This window comes from Lactonifactor sp. BIOML-A5, assembly GCF_009677585.1.
Lineage (GTDB): Bacteria > Bacillota > Clostridia > Lachnospirales > Lachnospiraceae > Lactonifactor.
The window spans coordinates 1-17,008 of the sequence record NZ_WKYV01000016.1 but is presented as its reverse complement, the minus strand read 5'-3'; the positions used below and the strand labels follow the sequence as shown (position 1 = coordinate 17,008).

The window sequence follows — 17,008 nt, the reverse complement described above, 5'->3', positions numbered from 1 at the left end:
AATTTTATAAAACTTTTTTAAAACAATATTACTCAATAATGGTACCAGAAATTTTAATTATAGGTCTTTCATAAGCAATATAGTGCCTGCTATGTAACCACAATCCCATTGTTTAAAATCCTCTTCCCCGAATCTAAATAAAGGATGCTTAAATACACACCCCCACCCATCAATATCGAATACAGGAATTTTCTGTTCCTCCGGCATAGAAATAACTTGTAAAGAATGAGAAAAATTCATACCGAATATTTCTTCATCACTGTATACTTCTTCCTGATAATCTGGTATAGAAAGGAACTTCCCACACATTAGAAAATCCAGTGTCCTACTATAAATCTTCCCGCCAGTCAATTCCCCATCACTTGGAATATTATGAACTTTTTCTATTACTTTTGCTTTTAATATGTCAACACCTACGGATATAAAAAAATTTCTCTGTTTTTCGGACATCTCCTGAAACATAGTTTTATTGGCATTCCTATCTTTGGCGTAGTCTTTTCTCTCATAAAGTTGTTTCGTAGCTTTAATATCAATATCCATTTTCCATGGGTAAAAGTCGAATATCATGTTTACTATCTCCTTAGAATTCTATTTTACGGCAGATAAGCAGGAAATTTATTACTAATTCAATCCACGTTCCCAGCGAAGGGAACGACCTAAGTTTTACTATCAGGTTGTACCGCTAAAAATAATTTCAATCCACGTTCCCAGCGAAGGGAACGACTGCAATTATGCATAATTATCTCATTGAAAATTGCAATATATATAGTCACATTGTACACATTTCACCGAACCATGGCAAGTATATCCTTCCTCCATACCTCATAGCCTATTCAATATAGCATACTTTCTAGTGCGAATCCCCCTGCAAATTTCTGTGCACTTGACATTCGCACTAAATCTCTATTAATTAAAAACGAATCTGATTTTAATCTCTACCGAGTTTCCCTCGCGAGCCTCGACCATATTGTGGAGATGTCAGCTACTCCTCAAAACTATTTCAATCCACAAGGCTCTCGCGAGCCTCGACTATATCAGATTATTTCTGTTTCGTAAAGAAACGAATTTCAATCCACAAGGCTCTCGCGAGCCTCGACAGTAATGCTTGATAGCAACGGCAAGCCCAAAATATTTCAATCCACAAGGCTCTCGCGAGCCTCGACAGCAAAAATGCACAATTTCCAAAGCAATATCCTTCTTCTAATTATATATTTTTACAAAAAACGATTTTAAAACTTCAAAATCACCCTTTTTCAACCCCCAAAACACCCCAAAACCCAGTGCGAATCCCCCAAAGAAATCATGTGCAACTCACATTCGCACTTCGTGAATCCCACTACGATCGGACAACCAACAAGCACTCATCAGATAATCAGCGGGGCCTCTACGGAAAACGTTTCCTTTGCGCCAATATGTTCTATCTTTCCCTGGTAATTATTTCCCAGATAATAAAAGCGCAGGCTGTCCTTATCCTTATCAATAATCTCCTCCAGAATATGCTTCACCTCTCTGCATTTTCCGTAGTCCATCACACATTCAAACACCGAGTTCTGAACCCGCTGACCATAATTTGTGCACTGCTTTGCCACCTTGCGGAGCCTGGCTTTTCCGCCTGCATCCTCTGTATTCACGTCATATGTAATCAGTACCAGCACCTTATCACCTACTTCCACATAAATGGCGGATAACCGTCCAGGTCTCCCCGTATAAACCGGGCCAGAAGCATTGCCTGGACGAAGGGAACCAGTCCCCATTCCACCGTTTCTCCCAGATAGGGATGCTTGATTTTCTCTTGTTTCCGCTCCTGCCACAGACTTAGAATTTTCTTTCTGGCCTCATCAGACATGTAGACCGCACCATTTTCCTGCTTTTCAAAGTCTCCTGCATCTACCACCTTTTTATTAATCAGGGACAGGACGAAACGGTCTGCAAAAATGGGGCGCAGCTCCTCAATCATATCCAGGGCAAGCGACACTCTTCCCGGCCTGTCTGTGTGCAGAAAACCAACGTAGGAATCCAATCCCACCGTCTCCAACGCCGCAGCGGTCTCCCGGGTAAGCAGTGTATACACGAAGGAAAGCATGGCATTTACATTGTCCAGAGGCGGTCTCTTTGTTCGCCCGGAAAAAGAAAATCCGTCCTTTTGCTGCAAAATCAATCCGTCAAATACAGAAAAATATCTTGCTGCCGCCTCCCCCTCATACCCCCTTAGTTCATCAACTCCGATAGCATTTCTGATAAGGGAAAGGCTGTTGTTCAGCTGGTCGGAAACCATCTGGAATTTCTCTGTATCCACTCTCTGGGGATGATCTCGCAGCGCTCGATTTATGACGCTTCTGCTATTATAAATCTTCCCTGTCAGGCAGTTTTTCGAAATCGCCAGCCTCATAGTTTCCTGGTCTGCCATCCGGTACTGCTGCCTGCGCAGAACCACATTTCCTTTCGTCTCCCCCACAACTCTTGCAAGAAATCTGCCGTTTTGCGTGAGAAACACCAGGGAAATATTCCGTTGGGCACAGGCTCCCATCAAAGCTGGGCTGGCTCCTGTGTATCCAAATGCTACAATTCCTTCCAGATTGTGCAGGGGAATGCGCACCTTGCCGCCGTCCCCTTTCAGAATCACCACATTTTCCCCATCCAGAGAAAGATAGGCATCGGAAGACGTCACATAAAGGGTGTTCAGTAATTTCTTCATCTACTCTCCCTCCTTCATGGCCTTCTCGAAATAACGCTCCACCGAAACCGTTTTATTTAATCCGGGAAGGCACACATCTGCCATGGAACAGGATCTGCACGCTTTCGTCTGTTTCACACGAGGCGTGTACTGCTTATCAAAAAGCTCATGCATCTTTGTAAAAGAAGCAATGACTTTTTGCCGCAGTTCCTCGTCAAACATAACCTCCTGCCGCTTCTTCGGCTCCCCATAATACAAATACCCTTTGGGGATTTCACACAGCAGCATTTCCTCCAGGCACATGGCCTGGGCACACAGCTGCAGCTCATCTGCATCGTGGGTTTTCGGCTTTCCCCGCTTATATTCCACCGGCACAGGCAGATACAATCCTGCATAATTTTGCAGCGTCACCCCTTGCTCATTCCGATGAAATTCCACCACATCACACACACCTCGGATCCCCAGCGTCCTTGAAAAAATCGGCATGCCTCTGGTAATCAGAAGATTTTTCCGCTTCTCTGTTTTCTCCTGATTGTGGGCATTTTCATGCATAATCATCCCATCAATGGTGAAATAATTCTCCTCCCACTGCTGTTCAATATGAATCAATGCCCACTGTCTGGGACAGAACGCATAATGTTGGATTCCCGACAGCATCAGGAAATCATTTTCATCATATTCCATCATAGATTTCCGGCTCCAGACCTTCCAAAGACTGAAGAGTTACCTCATAGTCCTCAAAGCAGCCGGGCATGCCGTTCGCCGATTTTTTTTCCTCAATCTTCAAAGTACGGTGAACCTTCGCAGAAGAATACTGTCCCATGGGACAATTATGCTTCCACCAGTATACCTTCACCACCTCCATACTGCCGTCCGGGCGCGCCGAAGAACAGTCATTTTCAAACAACGTAATCAGCGCCTGCTTAATCATTTCTGCATCTTCATCGGAAAATCCCGTCTTTTCCGCCAACTGGTGATTGATACTTCCCTTAAATACGTACAAACCGAACTCTACGCGGTGCTTCATACCCATAGTATCAGAAGAACGCTTGCCATCCTTGGTTGGCTCGCTGTTGGTACTCTTTGTAATCTGCTGATCCATAATATCCACCGGGGATACACTAAAAGCCGGATGAATGGAAACCGGGCCCCGCACACCAACCGACACTCCGCTGTCCGCTCCCTTAAATGCAAACACCTGCCCAAAACTTCTCACATCAATCCATTTTTCACAGGCGGCCTTTGCGTAGGCTTCCATATCCTTTGCCTTCTGCGCTGCCTCCAGCTCCTTACAATTCTTTGCCCGGTCGCTTAAGCTTCTGTATTCATCCGTGTAATGGCCGTCCGACTGCACAAAAATCTCTTCCCCCATATCCTGCAGACGGTTGCGGATTTTCCGCTTAATGCACACATCCGAAATCTCACCTCTGCCGTCAAAATCCTCACGCGGGCGATTTCCGTTTAACGGGTCTCCGTTGGGATTGGCCTTGTTTACCGTCACCAGCACTGCAAAATCGATTTTGTTTGTAAAAGTGCTCATCATTTAGTCCTCCTTCTCGCTTTCCTTACTCTCATTTGTTCCCCATAAATAGCTTAACTCACAAGCATAACCCAGCAAAAATTCCGCCCCCAGCGGCCTCGGATCTGAATACTCATCTGCCAAAAATAAATCGTATATCTCCTGCTCTTCCTTCTGGTATTTGGTCTGCAGTCCCGGATTTAGTTTGCTCTTATAAGGCAGCAATTTCAGGCTAATCAGCTCCCAGGTCTGCTGCGGCCGCTTCACAATCTGGCTCATAAACCGTGTCACATTTGTCTCTCGTTTTCCTCTTTCACTCTCAGAAAACGTATCATACTCCACCTTATGTCCCACTGCCATCAGCCGGCCATAAAGATAGTCCCTCACTGTTCTGTTTCGGTCAAGTGCCATAACATTTCGCCCCTCTCCTTCTTTGTATATCATTTGTCTGTGCAGCAATGCACAGGTCACTTCCAAGACCTTCCGGTAATTATAATCGCTGAATTTCTGCGGTTCAAAGGCTCTCTGAACTGCTGCCCGCACAATCTCCGCCGGTATCTTTTTCTCACCGGTGATGCATGGAATCAAGGACTCAACCACGTCTCCCATGCGCTTTGCATCCAACTCCAAAAGTCCATTCCGCTCCACTCCATAAGCCGCTCTGGCAATATCCTCCGGAGACGGTGCCATAATCACAGACTTTATTCCCTTTTTATAAGTCATCCGCCAGCTGCACTCCGCATGCCAGGACTCCAGCCGTTCCAGAAACACAGAACCTGCAATCTTCTGATACTGCCGAATTCCCATACGTCCCGGTGTTGCCGCGTCCAGGGACAATATGCTGATATCTGTATCCTTTGTTTTAATATCTGCATACTTTCCGGATATCGCCTCCCGCACACGAAGGGCATATTCCTGGTCAACCATCGCCGGGACATCACTGTCCTCGTACAACAAATCCGCCGTATCCAACATCCAGTCCGGCACATCCAGCAGCACCGGATTCCACACCAGAATACACAAACCATACCGGTTATAGGCCTGCCGTTCAATCAGCCATTTCAGTGCATTGTGAGCTTTCTGGGATGTCTCATACCCGATTGACATGGCCTCTTTTTTGCCTGTAAAACGTCCGCGATACGTAAACCCGCTGCTGTCATTGGCCGATATCAGCTTCGCCTTATCTGCGCTGTGGCGGATTTTGGAGGGCTGTTTTTCCGAGCACATGGTATATTCTCCGTTGATATAATCAATATCCCGCTCTCCCTGAATACTCAGATAATATTGAATGTAATCATCATAAACCGCTTTCTCCTTGAAGATTTCACCGGTTCCCATCACATTGATATCATTGATGCAAAACCGCACAAAAGCATCTGTCTGGGCAATACCTTCAATCTTCGCATTGGGCACCGGCTTCCTGCCTTCATCCACCTCCAAAATCCCTTCGGATATCAAATCCTGCATCAATGTTCCCTTGCTCAGATACTGATAAACTGCTTCCACATACGGATGGCAGCCATGTTCCTTCCACTCCTTTAACTGTGCAATATAGGCATCGTAATATTGCTGTGTCTTTTTTCCCGGCACAAACCGGGCATAATCTCCAGCAACATAAATCAGCTTATCACACAATGGATGGGGCGCAATCCCGCTGGAACGACTTCCGGAATCCTCCGTCACCGGAATAATGGTCACCGCCCGGGCTTTCTCCACCCGCCGTGCGCCCTTGTAGGCTCCGTTTAAATCAATCCCCACCTCAATCTGTGCATTCTGCGTGGAATGGGCAATGGGAAGAAGGATTTTCCCAAACTCGTCCTCCTTTCCCACGAGATGAGCCGACTTGTCATAGGTCTCATACAAATCCTGCAGCAATCCCAAATCACTTCACCCCTTCCTGCAAAAACAGTTCTTCCAGATCCTCCACCCCCTGGCTGTTGTGGTCATCAAAATGATTCATAGACATATCCCGCAGGGTTCTTCGAATCTCACACGCCTCCGGACGAACAAAATCAATAATTCCGTTTTTCATAACCGGCCGCCAGAATCTCGCCGTCAATTTCCCCCGTTCCTCCTCCCGAACCGCTTCATCGGGATAGGTCAGGCCATGCACCATGGTTCCAAAGGAAAGTTCTGGAATCTCATCATAAAATCCCTTCTCTTCCATAAATTCACATGGCTCCACATACCCCTGGCATTCTCTGGTTCCAAGGAAAATATCCCTGCGTCCGCCCCGGTCCACCATTCGCTTCGCAATGAAAAAATGCTTGTTTTCATTGCGGTCATGGGCCAGCTCCGGACGGTTCTCATTCCACTCAAAATGCGCCTGCACATGATATTCCACATCCCGCACATAGGTATAGATAGACAAGGTATTCCCACCGGTATAGTCAATGGGACGAACCGCCTGTGACTCCGTCTGTATAGGCTTCATCACCCGCACCCGGTCGATTACCCACACCAGGGTAGGCTTCCAGTAAATGCTTTCGGTGATTCCTTTCAGGGCCTGATAGGTCGGCACTTGATAAGAAAATTTCTCACCTCCTGCTCTGGTGACCGGGTCAGAGAACAGTGCCCTGATTCCATACACCTTAAATGTAATGCTGTTTTCTTTCTCCATGTAATCCCTCCTTATATGTCCATAAAATCAAGCTTTTTCTCCATTACCACTCCCATCTCCTCGTCATAAAATCCTTCCTTCAGCGCCCATGCACCTGCTTTTTCCAGGAACTGCAGTGCCTCCAGATTTTTCATTTTCTCAAACTGATAACGGTATAAATTCACCGTAAATCGCTGCGCCTTTCGAAGAATCTTCTTACATTCAGCCGGTGTGCTGTGGAAACTGCATAAATCTGCAATGTATTCCCTTCCCTTTTCATAAGGAACCAGAATGCTTACCGTATCACTGTCAATCGCCTGAAAGCAAGCCCCGGCCGTTTTAAATGCCTGACAAAGTTCCAGTTCAACCTGACGTTTATCCCTGTATGCCGCCATTTTCCCGACCCTGTTTTCGCTTAGCAAATCCAGCAGCGTAAAGCCCTTCTTTTCTATGGGATAACGCATCAGCTTTTGTTGTTCCGGGTCGTAATAATAATGGTTGTAGTACGCATTCAGCGCCTGTGGAGACAGCAAATCATGGTCATAACGCTGCGGATTCTGCTGAAAATCCTCCACCAGCTTTTCACTGCAGGAAGCGCCTTTCACAACCTGTTTCTGATGGCTCATATTCTCTTCTTTGTACCGAACCAGATAGACAACGCCTTCCTCCGACTCTCCGTTCCGGTTGCATCGTCCTGCTGCCTGTGCAACGTTGTCCATCCCCGCATAAGAACGAATTACACTGCAAAAAGACAAATCCACACCAGCTTCAATCAAGGAAGTGCTTACGCAAATCATTCGCTCGTTTGTCGAACCTTCCTGAATTGCTTCTAACTGCTGCTTTAAATCATGAATTACCTTCAGGCGATGTTCCGGACACATGTTGGTGGTAAGATAGACAATGCGAACCGGTTTACTGCTGTCAGCATAATATTGCTTTAATTCAAGAAATAATGCCCGCACCGCTGTCTTAGTATTTAAAATCACCAGTACCGACCGTTCCCGCCCTGCAATGTCCGCCACAAACCGGGAAAGCTGCGAAGTGTCCAACCACCCCTTCTTTTCCTCGATTCTCACGCGCTTCAGACTGGCGTACAGCTTCGCTGTATTTTCGATCACATCTTCCGGACGACCCAAATCAATCGGTGGCTTCACATGATGTAAGACCGGCTGTGTAGCCGAGCAAAGAATCACCGTCACATTCCAGACAGCGGACAAGTAATTCATCATCAGATTGAACATACAAATCATATGAATGGGCAGCGACTGAATCTCATCTATAATGATAATCGAATCTGCCAGACTATGAAATCTCCGCACAGACTGGGTACTGTCTGAAAACAAGGTATTTAAAAACTGGACAAATGTGGTCAACACAATCGGCACTTCCCAGTTTTCGGTCATCTGCCGATATCGGCTCCCCTCCAACTGGGATTCATCATCCTGAACCACGTTGGAATGGTGCTCCAGTAAAAAATCTCCATCCCCAAGCACATCCCGGAATACCTGGGCATTCTGCTCCAAAATACTCAGGTAAGGTCCTATGTAAAAAATTCTCTTTTTTGCGGTCGGTGCCGGATTCTCCGGTTTCTCCAGATTCTTCTGAATCTCCGAGTTCTCTATTTTCCCAAACCTCTCGCGCCGCGTCCCGGCGATATGGTTCAATGCCAGCCGTAAACCGCTTAAAGTCTTTCCGCCTCCGGTTGGGACCGAAAGGCGATATATCCCGGTTTGATTCTCCGCAAACCGCAGGCACTCATCGGCGATATCCCGGCGGATTCGCGAGATATGAGTGTCTTGCATAAACTTTGGCTGGGCAAGATATCCTTCCATCTTTCTGCAAAGCAGCTCCCAGTCCGTAAACTCCCTAGCAAGCTCATCCCGCGTGCCGCAAAACACTGCGGTATCTGTCCGGTCAGCATCAATCAAAATCGACAGGAGCATTCGCTGTATCATCCCCTGAAAGAAGCTTTTTCCATAATCATATCCCGACGTTTTCCGGATGAATACTGCAATCTCTTCCTGCGCTTTTGCAAACCGATCATCCAGTTCCTCTGCCTTTATCCCACTTTTCTCAAGATTTACCAGAATTTCATCATAATCCAAATCTTCCAACTTCTCGATACGGGTTCGGAATGCTTCATCTCCCTGTGGGCTAAGGCAGTCATTCAAGCCATGGTGGGAAAGAATGGCTTCAGCCATCAACTGCGCCGTCAGCCTCTGCAGCTTATCGCCTTTGTAGTATCGCTGATACACATAAATGGCACCAGCAGAGCTGTGGTTCACCTCGCCTTTCCGAACCTTTTCCGGGTGGTCTATGGCTGTACGGATGTAATCCTCGAATTTTTTCCGCCATTTCCCCAAGTCGTGAAGCAGCCCGGTTAAGTATGCAAGATTGCCCATACCGAGGGGACAGGCGAGCTTTTCTGACAACGCAGCTGTCCCCTGTAAATGGGACAGGACGGTCTGTTCTGCTCTTGTTTCCGCATTGATATGGGCAATCATAGCATCTCCTCCATATGATGTTTTATCCACGATGAGCCTCATTGTCATTATTTGGGTTCCCTTTTGTGTCCAAATTTAAATAATATCTTATCATGGTCTATCTCTCCTTTTATTTTACTACTGTTTTTCTAAAAAAGATAGATGATAATAGACACCTTATTTCCATCATACTCCTTTCCGGTATGTGATTCTCCCGAAAGTGGTTGACCATTTGACAAAAATTATATAAAATTATTTTATCGAATGGTTTAGTTGCGAGCTAATTCTTTCGAGTATTACCTGGCAATCCCAATTGCCGGGTAATAATTATCACTCATCATACATCTTCTATTGATTTGATGTATTTCTGACATTTATCCATCTTTATATTAACAATATAGCAATGTTTTCCATACATGTCAATATATTTTTCATTTTATATTGAACATTTGATTTTTTAATGGTAAAGTGATTAGGTCAAACATTCTTGCTTGTGAATAGAACGTTTGTGGATAGAAAATATTGTTTTGATGTATTCTGACATGAAAAACGGGTGCCTAAGTTTAATACTCAAGCACCCGTTTCGTCTTTCTTACGTTCCCCCAGTAAAACATAAATTTCTGCTCGATTACCCCAAAAAGAATCTTTTCCCGTAAGCATATCTGATGTTTTTGGTGTATATTACGATGAAAATGCACCACCTTTGATATATTTATTGATGTAGAATAAGCTGCAACAATAAATCGAAGGAGGCAACGCAATGCAAAGTTACACAACATTGAAAATACCTGGATTGTTTTTCTAAACCCTACCCCCATCATCCAAGATAGGATTTAATCCTGGACAAGTGGAGCTAACTCTTGCACATACGTCCCCGCTGTTTTATAGTTCGATCTGTTGTCTGGTCCTGGTGGCGTTAAAGGAGGAAACGCTATGTCTAAATTAATTCCAGGAGACCATAAACATCTCACCCTTGATGACCGTGCTTATATTGAGCGTTCTCTGAATGAAGGCAAGTCCTTCCGCGAGATTTCCAGATACCTCTGTAAAGATCCATCCACCATTTCCGATAAGGTGTTCAGAAACAGAATCGCCAACACCTGGAACCGCGGCAGCTTTAATAACCCACACAACGTTTGTGTCCACCGCTTCCGCTGCAAGAAAACAAATGCATGCCGCAAACTGATTCTCTGTGATACCTTATGCCGCTCCTGCAGTATCTGCAACCGGGTCTGTAATGGCTTTGAACCAGAGCAATGCCGGCGAATTCAGAAAGCACCTTTTGTCTGTAATGGATGCACACAGCAAAGGAACAAATGCCCTATTTCCACCAAATATGATTACAATACCATTGCTGCCCACAGAATGTATTCTGAACGTCTTTCCGCTTCCAGGCAGGGCATTCCCCTCTCAAGGAAGGAACTTCATGCCATTGATTCCGTAGTGAGGCCATTGGTCATGCAGAGCCAGTCCCCATACATGATTGTGGCCAGTCATCCAGAGCTTGGCATCTCAGTCAGCACTCTCTATAATTACACCAATCAGGGAGTCCTGCTCACCAGGAATATCGACCTGAAGCGCAAGATGAAATTTAAACCCAGAAAAGTTCACAACACACAAATCAAAAACCGGGAGGTCTTTATCGGAAGGACCTACCAGGATTTTAAGCAGTCTCATTTGGATGAGATGGACTTTGCGGAAATGGATACGGTCAAATCAGTCAAAGGCTCCGACAAATGCATCCTGACATTCTACTTCCCCGAAACAGAGTTGTTCTATGCCCATCTGCTTTATCGCTGCACTCCCGGCGCGGTAAAGGCTGTATTTAACAGCTTACAGGCACGCCTGGGCGGTGCAGATGAATTTACCTTTTTATTTCCGGTCATACTCACGGACCGGGGCGTGGAGTTTCGGGATCCAGATGGTTTGGAAGCATCACCGGATAGGAGCCGCAGAACCAGTATTTATTACTGTGATCTGATGCGCAGTAACCAGAATAGGCCTTGATTGGCAGTACACCCTATGCAGAAGCCTGCAAATGGTATGATGAAGAAGTCTTGAAAGCGCTGCAGCTCCGGTATGTCGCTCCCGACCAGGTGATGCTGACACCGAAGCTGCTAAAACGCTAAACACACAAATTTACGAACCGCCACAGACCAGGCAACTTTCACAAAAACCATAGAGGCCTGTAGGAATTAGTCTTAAAATAACCAATCCCCAGAGATCTTTTTCGTATGCCAGGATTTTGAGGTTATTCATAAATTATAAGACGTTAAACTGTCTGATCTAACTGTCAACTCACCACCTGTGACCACGGGGTGCATTCACAGTTGATAATAGTATCTGTGAACTCCGGTATCTCTGTAAGTCCAAATCTATCTACTTAGTCACTGGCATTTTCTCCATTCTGATGAAAAACACTCACATCACCCGCGAGATTTTTGACTGCCACAATTCCTGCCAGCACAGCCGCCAACACATGACTGATTAATATAGAAACCCAAATACCGTCAAGCCCCAAGGACGTCCGTACGAAAACACTTGCCAGCGGAACCCTGACCACAATATAGTACACAAAAAACAGCAGCATGGAAAAGCCTGACTTCCCAAGTCCGCTTAATTCCCCCAAGAAGCAGCTAGTCAGCATGTACATCACATACCCGATACTGATGATGGAGAAAAACCTCTTCACGATCTCGGCAGCGGCATCTGCCGGTACAAACAGATGTGACAACTGTCCCGCAAACAGAATGATAAGCACAGAAACCACACCCACAAAGATACTGCCTATCAGGCAGGCAAATTTCATATAATCTTTCACCCTGTCTATTCTACCGGCACCGGCGCATTGCCCCACGCTTGTCACCAGCGCCATATTCATTGCCATTGCAGGATAAAACAGGAAGATTTCAAGCTTATTGGTCACACCGTAAGCAGCGATACTCGTCACACCAAAGCTGCTGACAAGCACCACCATAACGGCAGAGCTGATGGCCGGCATACATTGCTGCAGGGCAGAGGGGATTGCATCTGATAAAATCTGTGTTACATATGCATGTTCTTTCCAGATTCCTTTCATATCGATGGAAAACAGCTTCTTTTTCCGATAATAAAGGATCGCATATCCAAGACATAAAACCTCTGACAGCACGGTTGCCCAGGCTGCTCCATTTAATCCCATCAGACGAATCAGAAATGGATCGATTACTGCATTAAACAGTGTTGTAAAAAACATTCCTTTCATCTGAAGCATGGGATCTCCATATGCTCTGAATATAGAAGTAAACTGTACATAGAGATACAAAAATACATACCCCAGTAAATAAATGGACAAGTATCCATAAGCGTCATTAAAAATCTCCTGTGGTGTCTGCAAAGCCCGCAAAATAGCAGGTAGCAGCACCTCGGCAAGAATCATGATGACAGCAGAGAAAAGCACAGATAAAAACACAACCACTCCAACCATTCTTTCAGCCTTCTGCTTTTCCCCCGCACCAACCACATGAGCAATCAGAATGGCAATGCCATTTCCGGCCCCCATAGCAATGGCATTCAAAATCAAAATCAATGCCGTGGAATCTGCCAATGCCGCATAGGCATTCTCACCCAGTAGATTACCGACCCACAAACTATCCACCATGTTATAAGCCATGGTGAGAAACATCGCCATAAGAAGCGGCATGACCATTTTTAACAGACTGGTTCCTGTCTTACCATTTACAAAATCAATTTTACTGTTCATTTGTTTGTACCTCTTTGTTGTTGGATGAATGATTTTCATTCATTTATTGTTTATAAAGTTACCCAGGCTTTTTGCACAAAGCCTTCGGCCCGGGCTTGCATTGCAGATAAAAGCTTCCTATCCATCTGTTATAAATTTAAAGATTCTATCATAAAATCCTGGATTCGTTTGGTGCAGTCTGTTTCATTGATATCCGGGTCCATCAGCATTCCCATTTGACCATACACGAAGAAATATGCCACTGTCTGCGGATCTGACACGGTAATCTCTCCTCGTTCCTTTGCTTCCACAAAAAACTGCGTAAGAATTGGGACCAGCTTCTTTGCCACCCTCACAAACAATTGGTCGTGCAGCCTTTTGTTATCGCCCTTATGAAACAATTCAAATAATTCTCTCTGTCCCTGTTCGAATTCCACATAATCATCCACATGACCACTCATTTCCTGAATCATTTCCTTCAGTGTCTTTCCACGCAGGTCATACCGCCGCAGATTTTCCCGGGCAATATAATCCGCATACTCATCCAGCGCCGCATCATAGATTTCTTCTTTGGAAGTATAATACCGATAACAAAGTCCTTGAGAAATTCCGATTTCTTTGGCAATATCGGAAATTGATGTCTTATCATATCCTTTTCTGGCAAACACCCGAATTGCGGCGGATAAAATCTCTGCTTTTCTCTCCTCCGGATTTTTAACAACACGCATAGGCAAGACCTCCTTACAGGTTCTATCCTATCACTTCCTTTTATCTTTGTCAATGAATGAAATTCATTTATTTTCTATTTCATTATTCATATTTCTAAAACCTTTCTGATCGCATTATCGCTCAGCCATACCTATCGCCTCAACTGCAACACTGCCAACAGTAAAACACTCGAACCAGCAACGGCTCAAGCGTCTTATTCTTACCAGTATCGTTCTGTATATCTGAATTCTAATTGTGCAACAGCCCGTTGCACAATTTCAAAATCAGGCCAGTTCTCAGGAAATGCGTCCTTTAGATCCTTGGCCATGCGGTCGATGACTTTTGCTCCCCAGCCTTCTTCCTCCTGTTTTTTCAAGATGGCTCTGTCAATGTTTCAGTACAGGCATATCATGCTGGAATTCGCATTCAGCACATCCGAAATCCGCTGCTTTTGGATCTCCGCTTTTTTTGTTTAGAAAACTGCAACTCTCCTGGAATCAAGCTTTTCTCACTAATTCCACACAAGCCTCGAAATGTGTTGATTGTGTGAAAAAGATTCCCTAAAGGTGCAATTTGATCTTGGCGGAAACCTTATCATTCCTACCAAAATGGAGACCAAGCTTTTTCAAGCTCACTCCATTTCTATTGCCTGCGTTTAGATTATAACATAGATTTTGAGATTTGAGGATGCTCCGCATCGCCAGAATAAGATACTTATGATAAGTCAAAGTACCTGTGAATTTACGCTGGCAGTGACCACTGCCAACAATAAAGTCCTTAGCCTACCGTCTGAGGATTTTATTCTTACCAGTGATATGTACTCGCCAGCAGGGACCAACCTCCGTTCAGTCCCTGCTGACACCTCAGTCATCGCACAAGATATCCTGTCTCATGACTATGCCTGATTCAAATTGGATTTCTATTTTATTCTCATTGATGACCTTGATGCTCTGGATGAGCCTCCTGACGAGAGCATCATAGAACTGCCGTTTCAGACTTCCAGTCTTTTTTGTAGCCGTTCACATTCTGCGCCCGCTGTTCGTAGGATTTTGCCAGCCATATCTCCCGTATCCGTTTGGATTTTTTCTACTTCAGCTCCTTGATCTGGTCTTCGATTTCACGGTACTGTCTATCGAATTCCTCATCCGTGTCTTCCAGCCTGGTGCTTTCCTCAATCAGTGTCATCATTTGCTTCTGAAGGCTGTCAATCTGTCTGCCATATTCCGTAGGCTCTCTGTCGGCGGAGTAATTGCCAAAAATCCGGATGACATTCTCCCGAAAAGCTTCCACAAATTCTCTATGATCCTCCACCTTGTTGTTGATAGCCTCCATAATGGCTTCATGCAGGGTTTTTCCATCAGTATGGGCGAATACCTGCACTTCTTCGCTCCGTGCTTCGTTCTGCTGTCACAGCGTCACACAGGCTTTTTCACGCCGTATTTTGACCACACTTGCCTGCGGTATGTCTAGCCACATTCTGCTTTTATCACAACTCGTATTCTTACTGATTTTGAAATATTTAACTCGAATGCAAACTGCAAACGCAATACCGCTCTCCCTCATAAAAGCAAATAATGATCTGCGTTTCATATACATCAATCCGTTTTACTTCTTTCCGTACAACATCTTCTTCATAAACACCACCACATACTTTCTCTCCCAAAATATTCTTTATCTGATCATCTTTTAAGGTCGGAGAATGTCCGCAACAATCCTTTCCCTTTTCCATTCTCGTACCACATCTCCACACGATTTTCCCTCGCTCCGTTCTCATCAACTATCAATCTCGCTCTCTGGAACATTTCCTCTTGCACCTCATCATAAATTTCTGAAGAAATAATCGCCGGATGGCTTCCTTTTACATAATACTTAGCCCGCTGGCCTGTGTTTTCCTTTCTGATACCATGGAGATAATCTTCTGTAAAAGTCTTTTGCAACAATGCATCCCCTTTATATTTTTCATTTTTCAACATTTTCTGAATAGTCGTGACATCCCAGCTTTCCTTTCCTGTTGCCGTCTTTATCTTCTGTTTTTCCAGCTCCTTCTTAATCTGTGCAAAGGTATACCCCGCCAGATATAAATCGAATATTTGTTTCACTACCTCTGCCTGTTCTGAAACAATCTCCAACTCCCCATCTACACACCGATACCCCATAAATGCCTTATAATTTGTAAAAATCCCCTATTCAAAGTTTCTTGTAACCGCCCATTTCATATTCTCACTCATATTTCTGCTCTCCTCTTGCGCCACCGCACCTGCCAGTGTAATATAAGCCTCAGCTTCGGGATTCATAGAATCCAGCTTTTCATTTTCAAAATACATAGAAATACCCCTTTCCTTTAAATATCTAACTATGTTTAGAATTTCCAATGTGTCTCTTGATACTCTGCTCACCGATTTGGTGAGTATGTAATCTACCTCCCCAGCGTCCGCCTGTTTTAGCACCTTTTCTAACCCTGTACGCCCCTTTTTCCGTAATCCGCTTTTTCCAAAATCATAAAAGATTCCGGCAAATTCCCAATCCGGATGATTCAATATCTGATTCATATATGCCCATATTTGTCGGAACCGACTGGCTCTCTGTTCCTTACTCCTTGTACTAACACGACAATAGGCCGCTACCCTCAATCGTTTTGGTTCTTTGGGCGGAACAGGTATTAATCGGATTTTCTTCATAAAGCATTCCCACCTCCCCATAAGAAAAAAGACGTAAAAGCATCTTCGCCCTTACGTCTTTATTTCCTCTATACTATTTTGTATCAGTGATTTCCTCTGTTATCGATAATTCTGCATAACTTTCCTCGCCATCTGCTACTCTTCGCAGATATTCCAATCCACCATCCACGCTGCAAGCACCGCAGGAACAGGTCTTAAAATCATGCACCGATTTTGACTGAATCACCTCCCCGCACACCTTACACTGAATACAATTTTTCAATATTTTCCTCATCCTTATTTCTCTTGCTCCCCTTTCTCACCTCACCCTTTCCGCTGCAACAGGACAATGGACTCGCAGTGTGGTGAGTGGATGATAATGATGCCGACAAGATACAGCACCTCCTTGTCGGAGGGATAATTTCCAGCCATATCACAGATTTTTCGTTCCGCTCTCCGTCCTTCCGTAAACGCTCCAGCGTTTACCTTACAACTATACCTCTCCACAATCATTAATACAATATGCAAAATCGACCTTGTTTAGCCGTTCTAGGAGCAGCCTATTTCTGGACTAAACCCCCATGCCCGCACACTTGGCACCACCATAAATGAAACTATGCAGGCTATAGGGTATTGAACTTGTTAAT

Annotated in this window: 16 protein-coding genes and 1 CRISPR repeat array; of the genes, 2 read left to right on the top strand and 14 right to left on the bottom strand. The window is 44.8% G+C overall.

The annotated features are described in order from the left end of the window. Nucleotides 1-57: 57 nt before the first annotated feature. The 8 genes from GKG41_RS13870 to GKG41_RS13835 form a co-directional block, all read right to left on the bottom strand. Nucleotides 58-567 carry a toxin-antitoxin system protein gene (locus GKG41_RS13870; protein ID WP_154259585.1) on the bottom strand — a complete coding sequence of 170 codons (510 nt, stop codon included), beginning with the start codon at nt 565-567 and terminating at the stop codon, nt 58-60. 362 nt (nt 568-929) lie between these two features. Next, nucleotides 930-1,163: a CRISPR direct-repeat array (repeat unit 33 nt; unit sequence ATTTCAATCCACAAGGCTCTCGCGAGCCTCGAC). Nucleotides 1,164-1,364: 201 nt separating this feature from the next. Continuing rightward, entirely contained in the window at nt 1,365-1,655 is a 291-nt protein-coding gene (gene cas2, locus GKG41_RS13865; RefSeq protein WP_347563328.1) for a CRISPR-associated endonuclease Cas2, read from the bottom strand. A gap of 8 nt (nt 1,656-1,663) precedes the next feature. Beyond that, nucleotides 1,664-2,695, bottom strand: a complete 1,032-nt coding sequence (cas1c, locus tag GKG41_RS13860) for a type I-C CRISPR-associated endonuclease Cas1c (protein WP_154259581.1) — start codon at nt 2,693-2,695, stop codon at nt 1,664-1,666. Beyond that, complete coding sequence (gene cas4 / locus GKG41_RS13855; RefSeq protein ID WP_154259685.1) at nt 2,696-3,358, bottom strand: CRISPR-associated protein Cas4; 663 nt, start codon at nt 3,356-3,358, stop codon at nt 2,696-2,698. After that, nucleotides 3,348-4,214, bottom strand: coding sequence for a type I-C CRISPR-associated protein Cas7/Csd2 (gene cas7c, locus GKG41_RS13850; protein WP_154259683.1), 867 nt, complete (start codon nt 4,212-4,214; stop codon nt 3,348-3,350). Before cas7c ends, cas4 begins: the two co-directional genes overlap by 11 nt. 3 nt (nt 4,215-4,217) lie before the next feature. Further along, nucleotides 4,218-6,074, bottom strand: a complete 1,857-nt coding sequence (gene cas8c, locus GKG41_RS13845; protein ID WP_154259579.1) for a type I-C CRISPR-associated protein Cas8c/Csd1 — start codon at nt 6,072-6,074, stop codon at nt 4,218-4,220. Nucleotide 6,075: 1 nt separating this feature from the next. Then, the gene (cas5c, locus tag GKG41_RS13840; protein WP_154259577.1) at nt 6,076-6,813 is read right to left on the bottom strand and encodes a type I-C CRISPR-associated protein Cas5c; all 738 of its coding nucleotides are present in this window, start codon (nt 6,811-6,813) and stop codon (nt 6,076-6,078) included. A gap of 11 nt (nt 6,814-6,824) precedes the next feature. Further along, nucleotides 6,825-9,326 (bottom strand): CRISPR-associated endonuclease Cas3'', encoded by a 2,502-nt coding sequence (locus GKG41_RS13835; protein WP_173015487.1) that lies wholly within the window; start codon nt 9,324-9,326, stop codon nt 6,825-6,827. An 882-nt stretch (nt 9,327-10,208) separates the two neighbouring features. Here GKG41_RS13835 and GKG41_RS13830 point away from each other — a divergent pair. Together GKG41_RS13830 and GKG41_RS23775 are read left to right on the top strand one after the other, a co-directional pair. Beyond that, nucleotides 10,209-11,282 (top strand): helix-turn-helix domain-containing protein, encoded by a 1,074-nt coding sequence (locus GKG41_RS13830; protein ID WP_243140968.1) that lies wholly within the window; start codon nt 10,209-10,211, stop codon nt 11,280-11,282. Continuing rightward, on the top strand, nt 11,279-11,404 hold the full coding sequence (locus GKG41_RS23775; protein WP_279233630.1) for a hypothetical protein: 126 nt from the start codon (nt 11,279-11,281) through the stop codon (nt 11,402-11,404). The genes GKG41_RS13830 and GKG41_RS23775 overlap by 4 nt, the downstream gene beginning before the upstream one ends. A gap of 254 nt (nt 11,405-11,658) precedes the next feature. Here GKG41_RS23775 and GKG41_RS13825 read toward each other — a convergent pair whose 3' ends face one another. The 6 genes from GKG41_RS13825 to GKG41_RS13800 form a co-directional block, all read right to left on the bottom strand. After that, complete coding sequence (locus tag GKG41_RS13825; protein WP_154259573.1) at nt 11,659-13,017, bottom strand: MATE family efflux transporter; 1,359 nt, start codon at nt 13,015-13,017, stop codon at nt 11,659-11,661. A gap of 128 nt (nt 13,018-13,145) precedes the next feature. Further along, on the bottom strand, nt 13,146-13,724 hold the full coding sequence (locus GKG41_RS13820; protein ID WP_154259571.1) for a TetR/AcrR family transcriptional regulator: 579 nt from the start codon (nt 13,722-13,724) through the stop codon (nt 13,146-13,148). A gap of 1,066 nt (nt 13,725-14,790) precedes the next feature. Beyond that, on the bottom strand, nt 14,791-15,084 hold the full coding sequence (locus tag GKG41_RS23565; protein ID WP_226905338.1) for a hypothetical protein: 294 nt from the start codon (nt 15,082-15,084) through the stop codon (nt 14,791-14,793). Between the two features lie 299 nt (nt 15,085-15,383). Next, nucleotides 15,384-15,860, bottom strand: coding sequence for a recombinase family protein (locus GKG41_RS23920; protein WP_347563327.1), 477 nt, complete (start codon nt 15,858-15,860; stop codon nt 15,384-15,386). Nucleotides 15,861-15,887: 27 nt separating this feature from the next. After that, on the bottom strand, nt 15,888-16,382 hold the full coding sequence (locus GKG41_RS23915) for a recombinase family protein (RefSeq protein WP_347563326.1): 495 nt from the start codon (nt 16,380-16,382) through the stop codon (nt 15,888-15,890). 73 nt (nt 16,383-16,455) lie between these two features. Continuing rightward, nucleotides 16,456-16,656, bottom strand: coding sequence for a hypothetical protein (locus GKG41_RS13800; protein WP_154259569.1), 201 nt, complete (start codon nt 16,654-16,656; stop codon nt 16,456-16,458). Nucleotides 16,657-17,008 lie beyond the last annotated feature (352 nt).

What these genes read in the sequence shown, in the direction of transcription:
- GKG41_RS13830 (WP_243140968.1), top strand. Translation starts at nt 10,209, where the DNA reads ATGTCTAAATTAATTCCAGGAGACCATAAACATCTCACCCTTGATGAC.
- cas7c (WP_154259683.1), bottom strand. Translation starts at nt 4,214, where the DNA reads ATGAGCACTTTTACAAACAAAATCGATTTTGCAGTGCTGGTGACGGTA.
- GKG41_RS13870 (WP_154259585.1), bottom strand. Translation starts at nt 567, where the DNA reads ATGATATTCGACTTTTACCCATGGAAAATGGATATTGATATTAAAGCT.
- GKG41_RS13820 (WP_154259571.1), bottom strand. Translation starts at nt 13,724, where the DNA reads ATGCGTGTTGTTAAAAATCCGGAGGAGAGAAAAGCAGAGATTTTATCC.
- cas5c (WP_154259577.1), bottom strand. Translation starts at nt 6,813, where the DNA reads ATGGAGAAAGAAAACAGCATTACATTTAAGGTGTATGGAATCAGGGCA.
- GKG41_RS23915 (WP_347563326.1), bottom strand. Translation starts at nt 16,382, where the DNA reads ATGAAGAAAATCCGATTAATACCTGTTCCGCCCAAAGAACCAAAACGA.
- cas4 (WP_154259685.1), bottom strand. Translation starts at nt 3,358, where the DNA reads ATGGAATATGATGAAAATGATTTCCTGATGCTGTCGGGAATCCAACAT.
- GKG41_RS13800 (WP_154259569.1), bottom strand. Translation starts at nt 16,656, where the DNA reads ATGAGGAAAATATTGAAAAATTGTATTCAGTGTAAGGTGTGCGGGGAG.
- GKG41_RS13825 (WP_154259573.1), bottom strand. Translation starts at nt 13,017, where the DNA reads ATGAACAGTAAAATTGATTTTGTAAATGGTAAGACAGGAACCAGTCTG.
- GKG41_RS23920 (WP_347563327.1), bottom strand. Translation starts at nt 15,860, where the DNA reads ATGGGGTATCGGTGTGTAGATGGGGAGTTGGAGATTGTTTCAGAACAG.
- cas1c (WP_154259581.1), bottom strand. Translation starts at nt 2,695, where the DNA reads ATGAAGAAATTACTGAACACCCTTTATGTGACGTCTTCCGATGCCTAT.